This is a genomic window from Agrobacterium sp. 22-210-1, assembly GCF_053522525.1.
Genome location: NZ_JBNWCI010000002.1, coordinates 601,459 through 615,723, shown reverse-complemented (window position 1 = coordinate 615,723; position 14,265 = coordinate 601,459). Strand labels below are relative to the sequence as shown.

General features: G+C 60.5%; 20 protein-coding genes and 2 pseudogenes. 14 read left to right on the top strand and 8 right to left on the bottom strand.

Translation table 11 applies throughout. The features are described from left to right. Position 1 precedes the first annotated feature (1 nt). The gene (locus ACQZ5F_RS15780) at positions 2 to 235 is read left to right on the top strand and encodes a DUF2274 domain-containing protein (protein ID WP_003500135.1); all 234 of its coding nucleotides are present in this window, start codon (positions 2 to 4) and stop codon (positions 233 to 235) included. Here ACQZ5F_RS15780 and ACQZ5F_RS15775 read toward each other — a convergent pair. Further along, positions 216 to 1,160 carry a LysR family transcriptional regulator gene (locus ACQZ5F_RS15775; RefSeq protein WP_003500137.1) on the bottom strand — a complete coding sequence of 315 codons (945 nt, stop codon included), beginning with the start codon at positions 1,158 to 1,160 and terminating at the stop codon, positions 216 to 218. The two genes, ACQZ5F_RS15780 and ACQZ5F_RS15775, sit on opposite strands and share 20 nt — an antisense overlap. A gap of 206 nt (positions 1,161 to 1,366) precedes the next feature. Here ACQZ5F_RS15775 and ACQZ5F_RS15770 point away from each other — a divergent pair, with 206 nt between their 5' ends. The 6 genes from ACQZ5F_RS15770 to ACQZ5F_RS15745 all read left to right on the top strand — a co-directional run bounded on the left by ACQZ5F_RS15770 (position 1,367) and on the right by ACQZ5F_RS15745 (position 5,426). Next, positions 1,367 to 2,344, top strand: coding sequence for a cation diffusion facilitator family transporter (locus ACQZ5F_RS15770; protein WP_024899644.1), 978 nt, complete (start codon positions 1,367 to 1,369; stop codon positions 2,342 to 2,344). A gap of 47 nt (positions 2,345 to 2,391) precedes the next feature. Beyond that, positions 2,392 to 2,736 carry an ArsR/SmtB family transcription factor gene (locus ACQZ5F_RS15765; RefSeq protein WP_035243485.1) on the top strand — a complete coding sequence of 115 codons (345 nt, stop codon included), beginning with the start codon at positions 2,392 to 2,394 and terminating at the stop codon, positions 2,734 to 2,736. Between the two features lie 457 nt (positions 2,737 to 3,193). Beyond that, positions 3,194 to 4,039, top strand: a complete 846-nt coding sequence (locus ACQZ5F_RS15760) for a DUF3363 domain-containing protein (RefSeq protein WP_080600487.1) — start codon at positions 3,194 to 3,196, stop codon at positions 4,037 to 4,039. A gap of 48 nt (positions 4,040 to 4,087) precedes the next feature. Continuing rightward, positions 4,088 to 4,402, top strand: coding sequence for an ArsR/SmtB family transcription factor (locus ACQZ5F_RS15755; protein ID WP_003500156.1), 315 nt, complete (start codon positions 4,088 to 4,090; stop codon positions 4,400 to 4,402). Then, on the top strand, positions 4,399 to 4,758 hold the full coding sequence (locus tag ACQZ5F_RS15750; protein WP_024899646.1) for an SRPBCC family protein: 360 nt from the start codon (positions 4,399 to 4,401) through the stop codon (positions 4,756 to 4,758). The genes ACQZ5F_RS15755 and ACQZ5F_RS15750 overlap by 4 nt, the downstream gene beginning before the upstream one ends. Positions 4,759 to 4,802: 44 nt before the next feature. Then, positions 4,803 to 5,426, top strand: coding sequence for an ATP-dependent Clp protease proteolytic subunit (locus ACQZ5F_RS15745; protein WP_024899647.1), 624 nt, complete (start codon positions 4,803 to 4,805; stop codon positions 5,424 to 5,426). Between the two features lie 35 nt (positions 5,427 to 5,461). Here ACQZ5F_RS15745 and ACQZ5F_RS15740 read toward each other — a convergent pair whose 3' ends face one another. The 3 genes from ACQZ5F_RS15740 to ACQZ5F_RS15730 all read right to left on the bottom strand — a co-directional run bounded on the left by ACQZ5F_RS15740 (position 5,462) and on the right by ACQZ5F_RS15730 (position 7,462). After that, positions 5,462 to 6,010, bottom strand: a complete 549-nt coding sequence (locus ACQZ5F_RS15740; protein ID WP_280113797.1) for an AAA family ATPase — start codon at positions 6,008 to 6,010, stop codon at positions 5,462 to 5,464. A gap of 122 nt (positions 6,011 to 6,132) precedes the next feature. Continuing rightward, entirely contained in the window at positions 6,133 to 6,768 is a 636-nt protein-coding gene (locus ACQZ5F_RS15735) for a LysE family translocator (RefSeq protein WP_024899649.1), read from the bottom strand. A gap of 94 nt (positions 6,769 to 6,862) precedes the next feature. Beyond that, the gene (locus ACQZ5F_RS15730) at positions 6,863 to 7,462 is read right to left on the bottom strand and encodes a TetR/AcrR family transcriptional regulator (RefSeq protein ID WP_003500170.1); all 600 of its coding nucleotides are present in this window, start codon (positions 7,460 to 7,462) and stop codon (positions 6,863 to 6,865) included. A gap of 150 nt (positions 7,463 to 7,612) precedes the next feature. Between ACQZ5F_RS15730 and ACQZ5F_RS15725 the strand changes: the two genes are divergently transcribed. The 6 genes and pseudogenes from ACQZ5F_RS15725 to ACQZ5F_RS15700 all read left to right on the top strand — a co-directional run bounded on the left by ACQZ5F_RS15725 (position 7,613) and on the right by ACQZ5F_RS15700 (position 10,838). Beyond that, a complete protein-coding gene (locus ACQZ5F_RS15725) occupies positions 7,613 to 7,975 on the top strand; it encodes a DoxX family protein (RefSeq protein ID WP_003500172.1) in 363 nt (120 codons plus the stop codon). Between the two features lie 25 nt (positions 7,976 to 8,000). After that, positions 8,001 to 9,422, top strand: a complete 1,422-nt coding sequence (locus tag ACQZ5F_RS15720) for an MFS transporter (RefSeq protein WP_003500174.1) — start codon at positions 8,001 to 8,003, stop codon at positions 9,420 to 9,422. A gap of 31 nt (positions 9,423 to 9,453) precedes the next feature. Then, positions 9,454 to 9,582 (top strand): helix-turn-helix domain-containing protein, encoded by a 129-nt coding sequence (locus ACQZ5F_RS15715; protein WP_003500177.1) that lies wholly within the window; start codon positions 9,454 to 9,456, stop codon positions 9,580 to 9,582. Positions 9,583 to 9,639: 57 nt separating this feature from the next. Further along, entirely contained in the window at positions 9,640 to 9,921 is a 282-nt protein-coding gene (locus ACQZ5F_RS15710; protein ID WP_024899650.1) for a metal-sensing transcriptional repressor, read from the top strand. Positions 9,922 to 9,928: 7 nt separating this feature from the next. Continuing rightward, positions 9,929 to 10,144: pseudogene (locus tag ACQZ5F_RS15705) on the top strand (MFS transporter); the annotation flags it as partial. 257 nt (positions 10,145 to 10,401) lie between these two features. After that, positions 10,402 to 10,838 (top strand): annotated as a pseudogene (locus ACQZ5F_RS15700) (YqaA family protein). Positions 10,839 to 10,860: 22 nt separating this feature from the next. Here the strand turns inward: ACQZ5F_RS15700 and ACQZ5F_RS15695 are convergent. Genes ACQZ5F_RS15695 through ACQZ5F_RS15685 form a run of 3 tightly spaced genes read right to left on the bottom strand, consistent with a single transcriptional unit; the run spans position 10,861 to position 12,425 of the window. After that, positions 10,861 to 11,349, bottom strand: coding sequence for a DUF305 domain-containing protein (locus ACQZ5F_RS15695; RefSeq protein WP_024899651.1), 489 nt, complete (start codon positions 11,347 to 11,349; stop codon positions 10,861 to 10,863). A 21-nt stretch (positions 11,350 to 11,370) separates the two neighbouring features. Continuing rightward, a complete protein-coding gene (locus tag ACQZ5F_RS15690) occupies positions 11,371 to 12,132 on the bottom strand; it encodes a glutaredoxin family protein (protein ID WP_003500183.1) in 762 nt (253 codons plus the stop codon). Between the two features lie 17 nt (positions 12,133 to 12,149). After that, positions 12,150 to 12,425, bottom strand: coding sequence for a metal-sensitive transcriptional regulator (locus ACQZ5F_RS15685; RefSeq protein WP_003500186.1), 276 nt, complete (start codon positions 12,423 to 12,425; stop codon positions 12,150 to 12,152). Positions 12,426 to 12,541: 116 nt separating this feature from the next. On the opposite strand from ACQZ5F_RS15685, the gene ACQZ5F_RS15680 reads away from it, so the two are divergent. After that, complete coding sequence (locus tag ACQZ5F_RS15680; RefSeq protein ID WP_024899653.1) at positions 12,542 to 13,726, top strand: MFS transporter; 1,185 nt, start codon at positions 12,542 to 12,544, stop codon at positions 13,724 to 13,726. 78 nt (positions 13,727 to 13,804) lie between these two features. Here ACQZ5F_RS15680 and cueR read toward each other — a convergent pair whose 3' ends face one another. Next, positions 13,805 to 14,254, bottom strand: a complete 450-nt coding sequence (gene cueR, locus ACQZ5F_RS15675; protein ID WP_003500188.1) for a Cu(I)-responsive transcriptional regulator — start codon at positions 14,252 to 14,254, stop codon at positions 13,805 to 13,807. Between the last annotated feature and the right edge of the window lie 11 nt (positions 14,255 to 14,265).

Here is a 14,265-nt window from a genome sequence, read left to right as displayed (position 1 = left end):
CATGACCAAGCTGAAACTCGGTCCGCTCGCCAACGACAAGCCGGTCAAGGTCACGCTTGAGCTGCCGGCTGCGCTCGCCGATGACCTTGCCACCTACGCGCAGATATTGGGGCGGGACACCGGCCAGCCGGTCGCCGATCCGATGAAGCTCATCGTGCCCATGCTGGAGCGCTTCATCGCCACCGACCGCGGGTTCGCCAAGGCCCGCCGCTCGGTCACGCCTGATCGTCGCTGATCGGGCGAGTCCCGAACCGTTTCGCCGACAGGTTGCGGGCGAGGCTCAGCATCCGGCGCAGCGCCGGATTGTCGTTGCGTTGCGACCAGACCGCGCAGAACGGCAGTTCTTCCGTCACCAGAAGCCGATACGCCACGCCCCGGAATCTGGTCCCCGTCGTGGCCTCGCTGGTGAGCGAGATACCTTTTCCCAGAGCCACCAACTGCATCAGCGTGTCCCGGTTATAGACCGGGCACTGCTCGACGCTCGGATGGTGGCCCAGCTCGGCGAGATGCTTGACGAGATAGTCGTGGATCTCGGGACCAGGCTCCGCCTCGCTGACGATGAAATGCCGGTCGCGCAGGTCGGCCCATTCGATCTCCTCCCTTGCCACAAGCTCATGCTTTTCCGGCAGGACGACGAACACGCGCTCGGCCCACAGCCGCGTCACCTCACATCCCGCGACGTGCGGCTCGCCCGTCAGGAAGGCGATGTCGATCTCGTGGTGCCGGACAGCGGCCTTGTGGTCGGCAGGCGTGCCTTCGATGAATCTCGTGCGAACACCGGGATGCTCCCCTGCGTATCGCTCCAGCAGATCGGCGATGAAGCCCGAGGCGAGGGACGAGAATATGCCGATGCGTAGCACGCCCTTTTCGGCGCGGCCCGCAGCTCTCACTTCCTTCACGGCCAGATCGATTTCCGCGATCGCCCTCCGAGCGTGCGTCAGGAACTTCCGTCCCGCCTCGGTGATGACCACCCCCCGCTGATATCGAATGAACAGCGCCGCACCGGCCTGATCCTCCAGATCGCGGATGCGGCGGCTGACCGCCGATTCTCGAACGCCGACCGCTATCGCCGCCTGTCGGAAGCTGCCATGCTCGGCCGCTGCAATCACATAGTGGAGTTGCCGCATCTGGATTTCAGGCTCGCGGTCACGTCTGAGCAATCACCTCTACCTCCGCATGCGTCACCCATTCGAGGGGGCATCGTGCAGATTCCAACGGTGACAAGGTCAAGCCCACTTGTCGGGAAATTTACGTGATTTTGCGGTGCCTTCGAATAGCTTTCAAATTTCTTACGCGGGCCGGTTGACAATAAACACTTGAACATGTATTCAAGTGTTTAGACTGAACGCAACCACTGGACCGACCTATGGCAGACCACTCTCACTCCCACAGCGACCACCACGGCCACGATCATGATCACTCACACGTACCGACCGTAACGAAGGAAAACGAGCGCAAGATCCTCATTTCCTTCTTCATCATCTTCATCTTCATGGTCGTCGAGGCAGTCGGCGGTGTGATCTCCGGTTCGCTCGCGCTGCTTGCCGATGCGGGACATATGCTGACCGACGCCATCGCGCTCGGTCTCGCCTACGTTGCCTTCCGCCTCGGCCGCCGCGTCGCCGACAGCCAGCGCACCTTCGGCTATGCCCGCTTCGAGGTGATTGCGGGCCTCATCAACGCCCTTACCCTGTTCGGCATCGTCGCCTGGATCGTCTACGAGGCCATCGAGCGCTTCCAAGAGCCGCAGCCGGTCATGGCCGGTTCGATGTTCGTCGTCGCCATCATCGGCATGCTCGTGAACCTCTTCGTCCTCTGGTATCTGACGCGCGGCGACTCCGATCACGTCAATGTCAAGGGCGCCGTGCTGCATGTCATGGGCGATCTGCTCGGCTCGGTCGGCGCGATCATTGCCGCCATCGTCATCTGGTACACTGGCTGGACCCCGATCGATCCCATCCTGTCGGTGTTCGTGTCGCTGCTGATCCTGCGCAGCGCCTGGAGCCTGCTCAGGAACACGCTGCATATCCTGCTCGAAGGTGCGCCCGACAACGCCGGCGCGGAGAAGATCTCCGAGCATCTTCGAAAGACCGTTCCCGGCATCCAGAGCGTCCACCACGTCCATGTCTGGTCGCTGACTTCCGGCCGTGTGCTGGCAACCCTTCAGGTGCAGCCGATGGAAGGCGTCGATGTGCGCACCGTCATGCAGCAAGTCGACCACGAGCTGAAGACGCAGTTCAAGATCGAGCACCCGACGATCGGGATCGACTGGGACGGCGTGGCCAGTTGCACCCTGGAGGAGCCGAGCAAGGCGGCTGTGTCCCACGCAGGGCATTCGCACTGACCGTCCACTCTTCATGGGTTCACTCGGAAAGCTGGAAAGGAAAACCGTTGAACAAGGCAGATCCCCTTTCGACCCAGGAGTTGAACTTCCTATCCGAAACATTCCGCCTGCTGGGTGACCCCAGCAGGCTAAGGATTCTCCTCCATTGCGAGGAAGGCCCGAAGTCGGTCACCGATATCTCCGAAACGCTTGAGCTGTCGCAGTCGCTCGTCAGCCACCACCTGCGACTGCTTCGCGGCGCGCGGCTGGTAACGCGGGTCCGACATTCGAAGCAGATGTTCTACGAAATCTCCGATCAGCATGTGGGCGACGTCCTGCTCGATATGCTCTCCCATGTCCGTGAGGAACGAGAAGGCGTCGCCGAACGCGACGCCAGCGTTCAACACTCCTGATCGTCGTGAGCACGGAAAACGATGACAGAGTTGCGACGCGGCAAACAAAGCATCGGAGCCGCGCTGAACGAAGGATTCTCGACGATGAGAGGGGCCGCAAATTGCATCGACTTCTTCGGTGGCCGTCTTGAAACTCTGGCCGATGAGGAAGGCGGAGCGCTGCACCGGGTGAAGATGACAACTACGTTTACGCTATAGCACTCTAAACGAGCGTTAGTCGCATCCGCCTCGGCGTTTCATCCAGCGTTCGTTCCCTCACGCATTGCTATGGGTTCGAGACGATCCGGAAGCCGAGGTCCGTATGATGTTCAGGATGGCTACTGTGCGTCACCAAGCTCAACCGGGCTGATGGTGATCTTTCTCTCAAAGCGTCCAGGCAGGCCATTTGGCCATATAGTTTTCTCAATCCTTATTCGATGGCCTGCCTCAACAATGACGCTGTCATCTCCGGTGGGCAATTGAATCGACCGCCAGCGTTTGCATCAGGGTCGTCAACGGAAGCCCGTATCCGCGGCGTCATCCAGATCGGCCCGGCCGAGGCGACAGCCCGGCCGTCCGACCGCACCATCACCGCCATCGCCGAGGACGGCATCTATCGACCCTGGAACAGGCGAAATTCGAGGGCCGCGTTCCCGGTGGCGACTATGAGGGCTATGTCGATGCCCATGTTCGTCGGCTGGAGGCATTGCGCCGCGCCGGGATCGTCGAGCGCATCGACGCCGACCAATGGCGCATCCCCAATGATCTGGTTAGCCGCGCCGCCGACTACGATGCCGGCCGAGACCGGCAGGCCAGTGTTCGCGTCCTGTCACCCATCAATCTGGAAAGGCAGATACATTCGGACGGCGCGACGTGGCTGGACCGGCGATTGATCCACAGCGAAACCGCCGATATTGCGCCGGCCGGTTTCGGCCAGCAGGTGCGCGAGGCCATGGACCAGCGCCGCGAGCATCATATCGAGCAAGGCGACGCTACCCGAGCACGGAATGGCCGCATCTTCTACCGGAGCAGCCTTCTCGCCACCCTGCGCGAGCGCGAGGTTGCCCGTGTTGGCGGGGAGATGGCCGAGAGCAAGGGCCTGCCTTTCCGTGCCGCCACGGACGGCGAGAACATCAGCGGCAAATTCACCGGCACCGTGCAGCTATCGAGCGGCAAGTTCGCCGTGGTCGAGCAGTCCCACGAGTTTACCTTGGTCCCATGGCGGCCGGTCATAGACCGACAGCTCGGTCGCGAGGTTATGGGCGTCGTTCAGGGCGGATCGGTGTCGTGGCAGCTAGGGCGGCAACGAGGGATTATGTTGTGATGATGGTTCGCCCTTGCGAATCAGATAAGTGTGCGCTTATCTATTGTTATGATCCCGAACGACATATTCAAAGCTCTGGCCGATCCGACACGCCGCGCGATTTTCGAGAAGCTGGCGTCCGGCAGCATGAACGCCGTCACACTGCGGCAGGGTATGGAAATTAGTCAGCCGGCGATGTCGCAACATCTCTCTGTCCTGCGCAACGCCAAGCTGGTGCGGGAAGAACGTCAGGGCCGCTTTGTGAACTATGAGGTCGATCCAGAGGGGCTGGCACTCATCGCGGAATGGCTGGCGAAGTATCGGGCCTATTGGCCTGCGAGAATTGACGCTTTGAAGAGCTTACTAAGGGACATGGACCAATGAGCGACACGGAGGCAAAGAAGCCCAAGGATAATCTCGTCGTGGAATATGAAATCGACGCTCCCCCTGAAATGGTTTGGCGGGCGATTAGTATTCCAGAGCTTCGAGAAAAATGGCTGCCTGAAAAAGACTTGGCCGATGCTGTCCCGATCTCGGCAGAACCGGGAGAGGAAGTCCGCTATCGGATGCGCGAAGAAGAATCGCCTTTCCTCGAAAGCATTGTGACGTTCCAAGTCGGTCCCAATGTCTATGGCGGCACGAGGTTGAGGATCATCCATCATCTTGTGGACGCCCGATCCGTTCGGCGAACACCCCCTGCCGCGAACAACAATTGGCCCGTGCTTATGCTCGCAGCATAGCACCTCAAACAACACATCAAAATCTAGAAGACAGGAGTTCGCCTATGCGCGAAGCGATGCAACTCGTCCCTATGGTCATCGAGCAATCCAGCCGTGGCGAACGCTCTTTCGACATCTATTCCCGCCTTCTGCGCGAGAGGATCATTTTCCTGAACGGTGAGGTCAACGACACCGTTTCCGCGCTCGTCTGCGCGCAGCTACTGTTTCTGGAAGCCGAGAATCCCAAGAAGCCAATTCAGCTATACATCAATTCTCCCGGTGGCGTCGTTACCAGCGGGCTCGCCATGTATGACACCATGCGATACATCCGCGCTCCGGTGCATACTCTTTGTATGGGGACGGCCCGCTCGATGGGGTCATTCCTGCTGATGGCCGGCGAACCCGGCGAACGCGCGGCATTGCCGAACGCCAGCATCCTGATTCACCAACCATCAGGCGGATTCCAAGGGCAGGCGTCGGATATGCTGATCCATGCCGAGGAGATCCTGAAAACCAAGCAGCGCATGACCCGGCTCTACGCGGAGCATTGCAAACGCAGTTATGAAGAGTTCGAACAAGCCATGGACCGCGACCGCTTCATGACGGTGGAAGAAGCGTTGGAATGGGGTTTGATCGATCGCGTCTTGACGGAGCGCGAAACCGGCGCGGCCTCGGAAGTTGCTGGATGAGTTAGCGCCAATTGGATGAGGACTGTCACTTCGCTCTAAGCTCTCAAATTTTCAGCAACGAAGTCGGCCCGCTGCTCGATTCCCACCAGCGGCAGCTCGACTATCTGATAGCCAAGCCTGCCATAAGTCTCAGCCATGACCATACCGGTCGCCTCGGCCTCTTGCCTGTCCTGTTTGCGCTCAGTGTCTTGCGTGAAGATGGCATCCCAATACGGGGCGAGAAAAACCCGCTTGTTGTAAGGGTAGGTTTTGGCCGCCGTCTCGAAATGAGCAGGCACAGGCAGGCCGCAGAGTGTGAGATAACCAACAACATCCGGCATACCACGGTCCATCAAGACAAGCGCGTCACTTGCAAGTGCCTCCTGATAAGAACGCAGTTCCCAGCCCAACATGAGTTCGGCGAAGAGTGCGCGATCCGCCCAAGGCAAAGCTTTACCGCCGATCCTGATCTGGTCTCGAATGATCGCCCTGCCGGCCTCGGGCATGGTGCGGAAGCCGCGCTGGGCCATGGCATCGATCAGACTGCTTTTGCCGGAACCGGGGCCACCGGTTACGACGATCATGTGTTCAGTATTTGCCATCAGATTCCATCCGCATTTAACGTGATTATCTTGAATTCGAGGAATGAAGCGTAGCCGGGATCGTCATCCGTTCCGACTGGCGCTGCGGAGTGTTTCGATGCCGATTTAGCGAACAGCAGCTGGCTCTACGTCACAAAGATTGGATAGAGCGAGACAACCAGCAGCGCTGCCATGGTGAGATTGAAGGCGCGCAGCTTCGCAGGCTCCGTAAGAAGCCGGCGGAGGCCAACACCGAACGCCGCCCAGATGCCGACGCAGGGTGCGTTGATCGCTGCCATCAGCAGTGCAGCTGCGGCGACGGACGACAACGAGGGAGAGCCCGGAAGATAGGTGGCGACGGCACCGAGCGCCATGACCCATGCCTTGGGGTTGACCCATTGGAACGCAGCAGCGCCAATGAAGCCCAAGGGTCTGGCAGCCGATCTTTCTGCATTCTCCGGTGCTGCGGCCCCGGCGATCTTCCATGCCAGATACAGAAGATAGGCGCCGCCAACCCATCGCAGGATGGTGTTGAGCATGGGATACGCCTCGAAAATCACTCCAAGGCCCATCCCCATGATGACGATCATCGCGGCGAAACCAATGCTGATGCCCGCAATATGTGGCAATGTCCGCCGAATGCCGAAATTAACACCGGATGCCAGCACCATCATGTTGTTCGGTCCGGGCGTGACCGATGTTACGGCTGTATAGAGACACAGCGCCAGAAATGCTTGCAACCCGGACAAGTCGGGCGAGGTTAGCTGTGAAACATCTGTCATGACTTGACGCGATCCGCGACATCAAAGGGAAGTTTTTGGCGCGACTGGCACCAATGCTTCGACCGGCCGCCATCCCCCATTTTCATAATCCGCTTCATTGTTGAGGCTTCAGAAATCGGCCAACCATTGTCGTGACCAGTTTGCGGCTCTCCTCGAAGTCAAGGTCCGCTGTCATCAACGGCAGCATCGGCGCGGCATCAAGGACCGCCACCAGAACCGCGCTGGTGTGCTTAGGGTCAAGGCCGGAATCGACTTCGCCACGCGCCTGACCTGCGGTCAGCGCTTCTGCCAGCAATGTTCGAACACCATCAGTGTTCTGTTTGAGGATGGCCCTGATTCTTTCGTTACGCCCCGCTTCTGCCAGCAACTCGAACAGAATGCGGCAATGACCGAGATCGTCCCACCCCTTCATGCTCCACAATTCCGATAGCAGAACAGTCGCCGTCTGTTCGTCCTCGGGGTGGCCGCTGAAATGGCTGTGGAGACTGGCAAGGTAATCATCCGCCATCTGCTCAATGATAGCGTCCTTGCTGGGGAAGTAGTGATAGAGGTGGCCGGGGCTCATCGCCGCTTCTTTGCAGATCATCGAAATCGACGCGCCCTGCAGACCATGGCGCAGGAAGCACCTATGCGCCGCTGCGAGAATCTCCTGCCTTCTGCCTTCATGCTGCTCGGGAACGCGCTTGCGGACCATGGGGCCTCCATAAACATAGAATGATCGCTCTAATATAGCTTGACCACACGTCGATCATAACTAGAGTGAGCATTCAATCTATGTCGGAACGGCTGGTTGGTCCAGTCCTATGCTGCCTCAGCCGGTCCGATTTCCAAGATGCGAGGCCACATGAACAGACCCCTTCCGATCATAGCGACCAGCCTGGCTTGGCTGCTGGCAGCTTTCTTTCTCTTCGGCGCTTACGGCAACATCTTCATCTCAGAGGAAAATGCGGCGGCCTATGTGGCTTGGGGTTACCCCGACTGGTTCCACTACATCACCGCCATTCTCGAACTGGCGGCTGGGCTGATGCTGATCCGCGCTGGCTCGCGGCCCTATGGAGCCGGCCTTGGCGCGCTCGTGATGGCCGCTGCTTCCCTCACGACACTGCTGAACGCTGATTACGGCCATGCGGTCGCTCCCAGCATTGTCCTGCTCGTCTCGCTAGTCGTGTTGGGGCTGTCCTTGGCCGTCCGGCGCGCAGCCAACTGAACTTCCCCCTTTCGGAGAATCCCCGATGAATAGCTCACCAACCCCGGCCGGTTCGGCCGATCCCGCAAATGCGCCTGCGGCGCATCTGGACGGATGGTCCGATCTTCTGTCCGGCCGCCACCTCGCCATTGTTCTGGTCATGGCAAGCGGCGTGCTGCTCTATGCCATGAACCTCTATTTCACCGCCGCACTGATGCCCTCCATCGTCGCGGATATTGGCGGGCAGCAATATTATGCGTGGGTGACGACTGCGTTCGTTATCTCGGCAATCGTAGCCTCGCTGTTCGTCAGCCGCATTCTCGACTGGAAGGGGCCGGCGCTTGCCTATGTTACGGCGTTCGTCGTCTTCGCTCTCGGCGCAGCGGCCAATGCCGCCAGCCCAACGATGGAACCGCTGATCGTCGGTCGCGTCGTGCAAGGACTTGGCGGCGGTTTGCTGGCAGGACTCGGCTATGCGGTAATTCGTGCAGCACTTCCCGAACGCCATTGGGCGCGGGCAACCGGCGTCGTGTCGGCCATGTGGGGCTTGGGGACGCTGTTCGGGCCGGCGCTTGGCGGCGTGTTCGCAGAACTGGGCCTCTGGCGCTGGTCCTACGGTGCGCTGGCGGTCGTTTCGCTGCTGTTCGGAATCATCGCTCAACGCGCGTTCGGCCGCATGGCTGGATCGGGGCATCGTTCACCTGTTCCCGTCGCCTCCCTCATTCCGCTTGTGCTTGCGACCATCGCTATCAGCCTCAGCGCCATCGTGCCGATAGGCTGGCCAACGCTGGCAATGGTCGGAATTGGCATCGTGCTGCTCTGGCTCTTCGTCGTCGTGGAGCGGCGAGCAAAAGAGACCATCCTTCCGCACATCACCTATCGGCGTGGCAACTCCCTGAAATGGGTCTATCTCACGGTCGCTGCCCTGAGCGCGGGCGTGATGGTGGAGAACTTCATCCCCCTGTTTGGTCAGCAACTGGCGGGCCTTTCGCCGCTGATCGCCGGTTTCCTTGGCGCAGTTCTTTCGCTGGCATGGGTCATCGCCCAGCTCTTCATTGTTTCGGTCAAGAGTGAGAGCGGCCGCCGCCGCGCCATCCGCGTCGGCCCACTGCTGTTGACGGCTGGGCTGATCGCTTATGGACTTCTACAAGTGTTCGGTGCCGATATCGGGATGGTGCTGATTTGGGCGGCTGTCCTCGCGCTTGCCGGCGTCGGCATCGGACTGGCGTGGCCGCTGCTCGGTGTTGCAGCGATGAGCAGCACACATGATCCCGCCGAAGGAGGCAAGGCTGCTGCTGCGATCACCATCACACAGCTTATTGCTTTCTCGATCACTTCCGCACTCGCTGGCACGCTGATGGCGGCAGGCGGGGAATCTGCGGTGGATTCCGCACGCTATGTTACGCTCGGCATCGCGCTTCTTACCCTGTTGGGCATCTTCGCCGCTGGCGTGGCAACGAGAAAGTAGCCAGCCACCATGCGACGGCGGCGTCTGAAAGATGGTCCAAGGCTACGAGATCGGCACGGTGGCGTCGTCGCTGGGATTTGAAAGGCAGGCTTCTCTCACCGCCATGTTCAAGCGCTGGCTCGGGACGACGCCGACGGCTTATCGACGATCATGGGGTTGAGGCGACGCCGGCGGCAGGCTCGTTACAATATCCTCTCCAGGGGGATAGGATATCTGGATGAGCGAACAATCCGATGCCCACAGATCCCACGCCGCGATCACAATGCGCCTCAAGCGTGCGGACGGCCATTTGCGCGGGATCGTCGAGATGATCGAAGCTGGTCGGCCATGCCTCGATATCGCGCAGCAGCTTCACGCGGTCGAAAAGGCCATCGCACAAGCCAAGCGGACGCTGATTCAGAACCACCTCGACCACTGTCTCGACGACGTGGTCGGGCCGCTTGTTAAGGACGATCGTCGTTCGATCGACGAATTCAAGGAAATAACCAAGTACTTGTGAGGTTCCTATGTTGCAGGTTCTTGGAAACCGCACCTATCGCCACCTCTTCCTGGCACAGGTTATCGCGCTTATCGGAACAGGGCTTGCCACGATCGCGCTGGGGCTATTGGCCTATGATCTCGCCGGTCCCGATGCGGATGCGGTGCTGGGAACGGCGCTCGCCATCAAGATGGTCGCCTATGTGGGGGTGGCCCCTATCGCAGCGACCTTCGCGGAGCGCCTGGGCGCCGCGTTTGGCCTCCCGATCACCTTCGTTGCGCTGGGGCTGCTGGCCGCCGCCGCCGTATCGGCCGCTGCGGTCCTCTGGCCCGCGGCCGATCCCGACGAACTCGACCATATGCATGACACGCTCGAGGCGAGCCATCCGCATCTGTCCGATGCGGCTGCCGCCGATGGCGGATATCGGCACCGCCATGCCTTCGTCATCGACCGCCATCATACAAGATGGCCGGCTTCGCCGCGCGATCGCGGGGCCGGTGCTTGAGCACACTGGCGGCCTGCTTGGGCCTGTTCCTCACCGCCTTCTTTGCTGCCACCCTGCTGCCGATGCAGTCGGAAGCCGCGCTGATCGGGCTGCTGCTGGCCGATTCTTTCGCGGCCTGGGCATTGGTCGCCGCAGCGAGCCTTGGCAACGTGGCCGGCTCGGTCGTCAACTGGATCATCGGCGCGGCGTCGAGTGTTTCCGTAACCGGCGCTGGTTCCCGGTGTCGGAAGCCGGTCTCCAGCGGGCGCGGCGTTGGTATCGCCGCTATGGGAAATGGTCGTTGCTGCTAAGCTGGATGCCGGTCATCGGCGATCCGCTAACCCTCGCGGCCGGGATCATGAAGGAGCCGCTACCCGTCTTTCTCCTCCTAGTTGGCGTCGCCAAGCTCGGGCGATATCTGGTTCTGGCGGCGGCGACGGCGTGCGTGATGTAGAGTCTTTATCGCCGCCGCTACACTAGAGACGATTTCGAATGCTCGTCATCTTGTCGATCTCCTCACGCTGAGCTGCCATGATTTCGTCGCACAGCGTTTTCAGTTCCGAGTCGGCAAGCTTCGCCTCGCGGCACATCAGGATCGCGCCGGAATGGTGCGGGATCATCGAATCGATGAACTGGCGATCATCGATCAGGGTCTGGCTCCGCGTCGCCCAGAAGGAACCGGCGGTCAGCAGCGCGAAGACGACGTAAAGGGCGATATTCGCGCTCCGGTTCGGGAACATGCCCGGCATTGTCGCCAGCATGAAGATGCCCATCGGCGCCCACATGGTTATCGCCATGTAAAGCATGTTCAGATTATTCCGGAAGTCGCCCCAGCCGTCGATCATCGAAAACATCACGACATACATCACAATGAGGCAGAGGATCATGTTGATCCAGAACATCAGATAGGGACGGCCATGGGAGCCCCTCGAATGCCCGCCATGAGATGTGTGGTCGCTCGCCATTTGATCGTCCTTTCGCGGTTGTCAGTGTCCAATGCCCATCGGCTTGAAGATCATCCAGACCGCCATGCCGATCATCATGAGGTTCTCGGTGAGCGACACGAAGCCGAGCGGCACGTTGCTGTCGCCTCCGACGCAGGCGCATTTCAGCTCGCGCTTGTCGATATAGACCGCCTTGAACACTGAGACCGCGCCGATGCCGCCGATGAACAGCGCGACGGGGATCGACACCCACATCAGGGCGCCAGCCATCATCAGGACGCCGGCGAGCGCCTCCGCGAAGGGATAGATGTAGGCATATCGGACCCACCGCTGCGCCAGAAGGTCGTAGTTCAGGAACATGGTCGCGAAGCCTTCCACGTCCTTCAGCTTCTGAAGGGCAAGAAGACACATCGCGATGGCGATGAACCATTCGGCCGCCTGGACCGTCGCGAGGTTGCCGAACGCCGCCCAGCTCGCGGCCAATGCCATCAGCGCTGCCATCGCGAACAGCGCGATCACCGGCTTGTAGGTGACGGTGTCCTTGTCCTTGACCTTGCCGCCGAAGAACCGGACGAGATCATCGTAGCCGCCGATCCGCTTGCCGCCTATGAAGGTCTGTGGCGTTGACTGAACATTGTGCTTTGCTTTGAAAGCATCCGTCTCGGCGCGAGTCGTCAGATGGTGATCATCGACCTCGTAGCCTTCGCGCTTGAGGAGATCGAGCGCCTTCAGCCCGTAGGGACACGTATGGTTTTCCATCACCATTCGATGAAGTTCGGCGCGTTTGGCAGCATGGGTCGCCATTGTCTGATCCCTTCGATCTATAGTTTCGCCTTTGCGAACACCTCGACCAGCTCGTTGAACTTTGCTCTTTGCAGGTCGCCATCGCCCGAGGCGATCGCCTCCTCGACGCAGCAGGCGGCATGCGATCGCAGCACCTGGTTCTCCACCTTCGAGAGGGCGGCCTTGACCGCGTGGATCTGGTTGAGAATGTCGATGCAGTATCGCTCGTCCTCCACCATCTGACCGACGCCGCGAACCTGGCCGGCGATCCGGTTGAGTGACGCAATGATCTGCTTCGAGTTTTTATTGCACATCCAGCTACCCCTACCCGGTATGGGTATATATACGTTTCAGGAAAGGTTTCGTTCCCGCAAAACCCAAAAGTTTTGCCGGCATGTCAACGTCGAAGCAAATAATTGTGGGAGTTCCCATGGACGATACTGCAACTGTCCGGCGCAACATCACCGTGCTGACCGCCGCTCAGGCGCTCGGCGGATCGAGCGCGCCAATCGTCATGTCGCTCGGCGGCCTGGTCGGCCAGCAGCTCGCCGACAACCCCGCATGGGTGACGCTGCCGGTCAGCCTGTTCGGCGTCGGCCTGGCGATCGGCACGCTGCCCGCCGCGTTCGTCATGCGCGCTTGGGGACGCCGGAGCGGTTACTTGTTCGGCGCCTTCTTCGGCCTCGCGGCGGGTCTCATCGCAGCACTTGGTATCTTTGTGGCATCGTTTCTGCTGTTCTGCGTTGGCTGCTTTACCGCCGGTCTCTACGGCTCCTACGTTCAAAGCTATCGCTTCGCCGCCGCCGACGCTGCCGAAGGCGCGTTGAAGGCACGCGCAATCTCCTGGGTGATGGTCGGCGGACTGATCGCGGCTGTCATCGGTCCCCAGCTCGTCATCTGGACACGCGATTCCTTCCCCGGCACGCCCTATGTCGGCAGCTTTCTCAGCCAGGCGGCGCTTCCGCTGTTGTCCATCCCGATTCTGTTGATGCTACGCGCGCCGCAATCTGGTTCGCAATCCGAGTCCGAAAGCTCCGGCCGTTCCCTGATTCAGATCCTGATGATGCCCCGCTACATGCTCGCCGTCGCAGCCGGCGTCGTCTCCTACGGCCTCATGGCTTTCGTCATGACGGCGGCTCCGATCGCGATGGTCAACACCGGCCATTCGGTCAACAGTGCAGCACTCGGAATCCAGTGGCATCTACTGGCGATGTTCGCGCCAAGTTTCGTCACCGGCCGTCTCATGACACGCTTCGGCAAGGAGCGGGTCACCGCTGCGGGGATGCTGCTCATCGCCGTCTCGGCCGTGGTCGCACTGGCCGGGCTTGAGCTGATCAATTTCTGGGGATCTCTCGCCATCATGGGGCTCGGCTGGAATTTCAGCTTCATCGGCGCGACGGCTATGGTCACGGACTGCCATACGCCGGGCGAGCGCGCCAAGGCGCAGGGCGCGAACGACTTCATGGTCTTCGGCACGACCGCCGCCGTATCGTTTCTGGCTGGCAGCGTCCTGCACAACTCGGGCTGGGCGGCGATCAACTGGCTGTTGTTTCCGCCGGTCGCCTTGATCCTCGTGCCGCTGCTCTGGCAGGCGGCGCGCAAACCCCAAGCCTGAAACGACAAGTCCCCGCCATATCTGGCAGGGACGAAAACATCAGGCCGCTTCGGTTAGGCGAACGGGCCGAGTGTTACTCTACTGCACGGAACGAGTAATCGCACCGCTGCGCGGCTGGACCGTGAGGTCCTCATCGTCCTGATCGGTTTCCAGACGCTGGAGGATCGGGCAATGCGGGCGATGGTCGCCCGTGCAGGCTTTCACCAGCATCGTGAGCGTGTGCGCCATGTCCTGCAAGTCCGCGATCTTCTTCTCCAGCGCGTCGATGTGGCCCTGCGCCAGACGCTTGACCTCCGCGCTCTGCCGCGACTCGTCGCGCCAGAGGCCGAGGAGATCGCCGATCTCGGCCACCGAGAAGCCGAGATCACGCGCGCGCCGGATGAAGCGCAGCATGTGAACGTCCGTGTCCGAATAGTCGCGATAGCCGGAAGACGTCCGATCGGCGGCCGGAATGAGGCCGGTATGTTCGTAGTAGCGGATCATCTTGGCCGAGACGCCGGACGCTTTCGAAGCTTGTCCGATATTCATGCGTTTTCTCC

Coding starts and splice junctions, on each gene's coding strand:
- ACQZ5F_RS15780 (WP_003500135.1), top strand. CDS start 2: ATGACCAAGCTGAAACTCGGTCCGCTCGCCAACGACAAGCCGGTCAAG.
- ACQZ5F_RS15770 (WP_024899644.1), top strand. CDS start 1,367: ATGGCAGACCACTCTCACTCCCACAGCGACCACCACGGCCACGATCAT.
- ACQZ5F_RS15755 (WP_003500156.1), top strand. CDS start 4,088: ATGATCCCGAACGACATATTCAAAGCTCTGGCCGATCCGACACGCCGC.
- ACQZ5F_RS15750 (WP_024899646.1), top strand. CDS start 4,399: ATGAGCGACACGGAGGCAAAGAAGCCCAAGGATAATCTCGTCGTGGAA.
- ACQZ5F_RS15745 (WP_024899647.1), top strand. CDS start 4,803: ATGCGCGAAGCGATGCAACTCGTCCCTATGGTCATCGAGCAATCCAGC.
- ACQZ5F_RS15735 (WP_024899649.1), bottom strand. CDS start 6,768: ATGACAGATGTTTCACAGCTAACCTCGCCCGACTTGTCCGGGTTGCAA.
- ACQZ5F_RS15730 (WP_003500170.1), bottom strand. CDS start 7,462: ATGGTCCGCAAGCGCGTTCCCGAGCAGCATGAAGGCAGAAGGCAGGAG.
- ACQZ5F_RS15725 (WP_003500172.1), top strand. CDS start 7,613: ATGAACAGACCCCTTCCGATCATAGCGACCAGCCTGGCTTGGCTGCTG.
- ACQZ5F_RS15720 (WP_003500174.1), top strand. CDS start 8,001: ATGAATAGCTCACCAACCCCGGCCGGTTCGGCCGATCCCGCAAATGCG.
- ACQZ5F_RS15715 (WP_003500177.1), top strand. CDS start 9,454: ATGGTCCAAGGCTACGAGATCGGCACGGTGGCGTCGTCGCTGGGATTT.
- ACQZ5F_RS15710 (WP_024899650.1), top strand. CDS start 9,640: ATGAGCGAACAATCCGATGCCCACAGATCCCACGCCGCGATCACAATG.
- ACQZ5F_RS15695 (WP_024899651.1), bottom strand. CDS start 11,349: ATGGCGAGCGACCACACATCTCATGGCGGGCATTCGAGGGGCTCCCAT.
- ACQZ5F_RS15690 (WP_003500183.1), bottom strand. CDS start 12,132: ATGGCGACCCATGCTGCCAAACGCGCCGAACTTCATCGAATGGTGATG.
- ACQZ5F_RS15685 (WP_003500186.1), bottom strand. CDS start 12,425: ATGTGCAATAAAAACTCGAAGCAGATCATTGCGTCACTCAACCGGATC.
- ACQZ5F_RS15680 (WP_024899653.1), top strand. CDS start 12,542: ATGGACGATACTGCAACTGTCCGGCGCAACATCACCGTGCTGACCGCC.
- cueR (WP_003500188.1), bottom strand. CDS start 14,254: ATGAATATCGGACAAGCTTCGAAAGCGTCCGGCGTCTCGGCCAAGATG.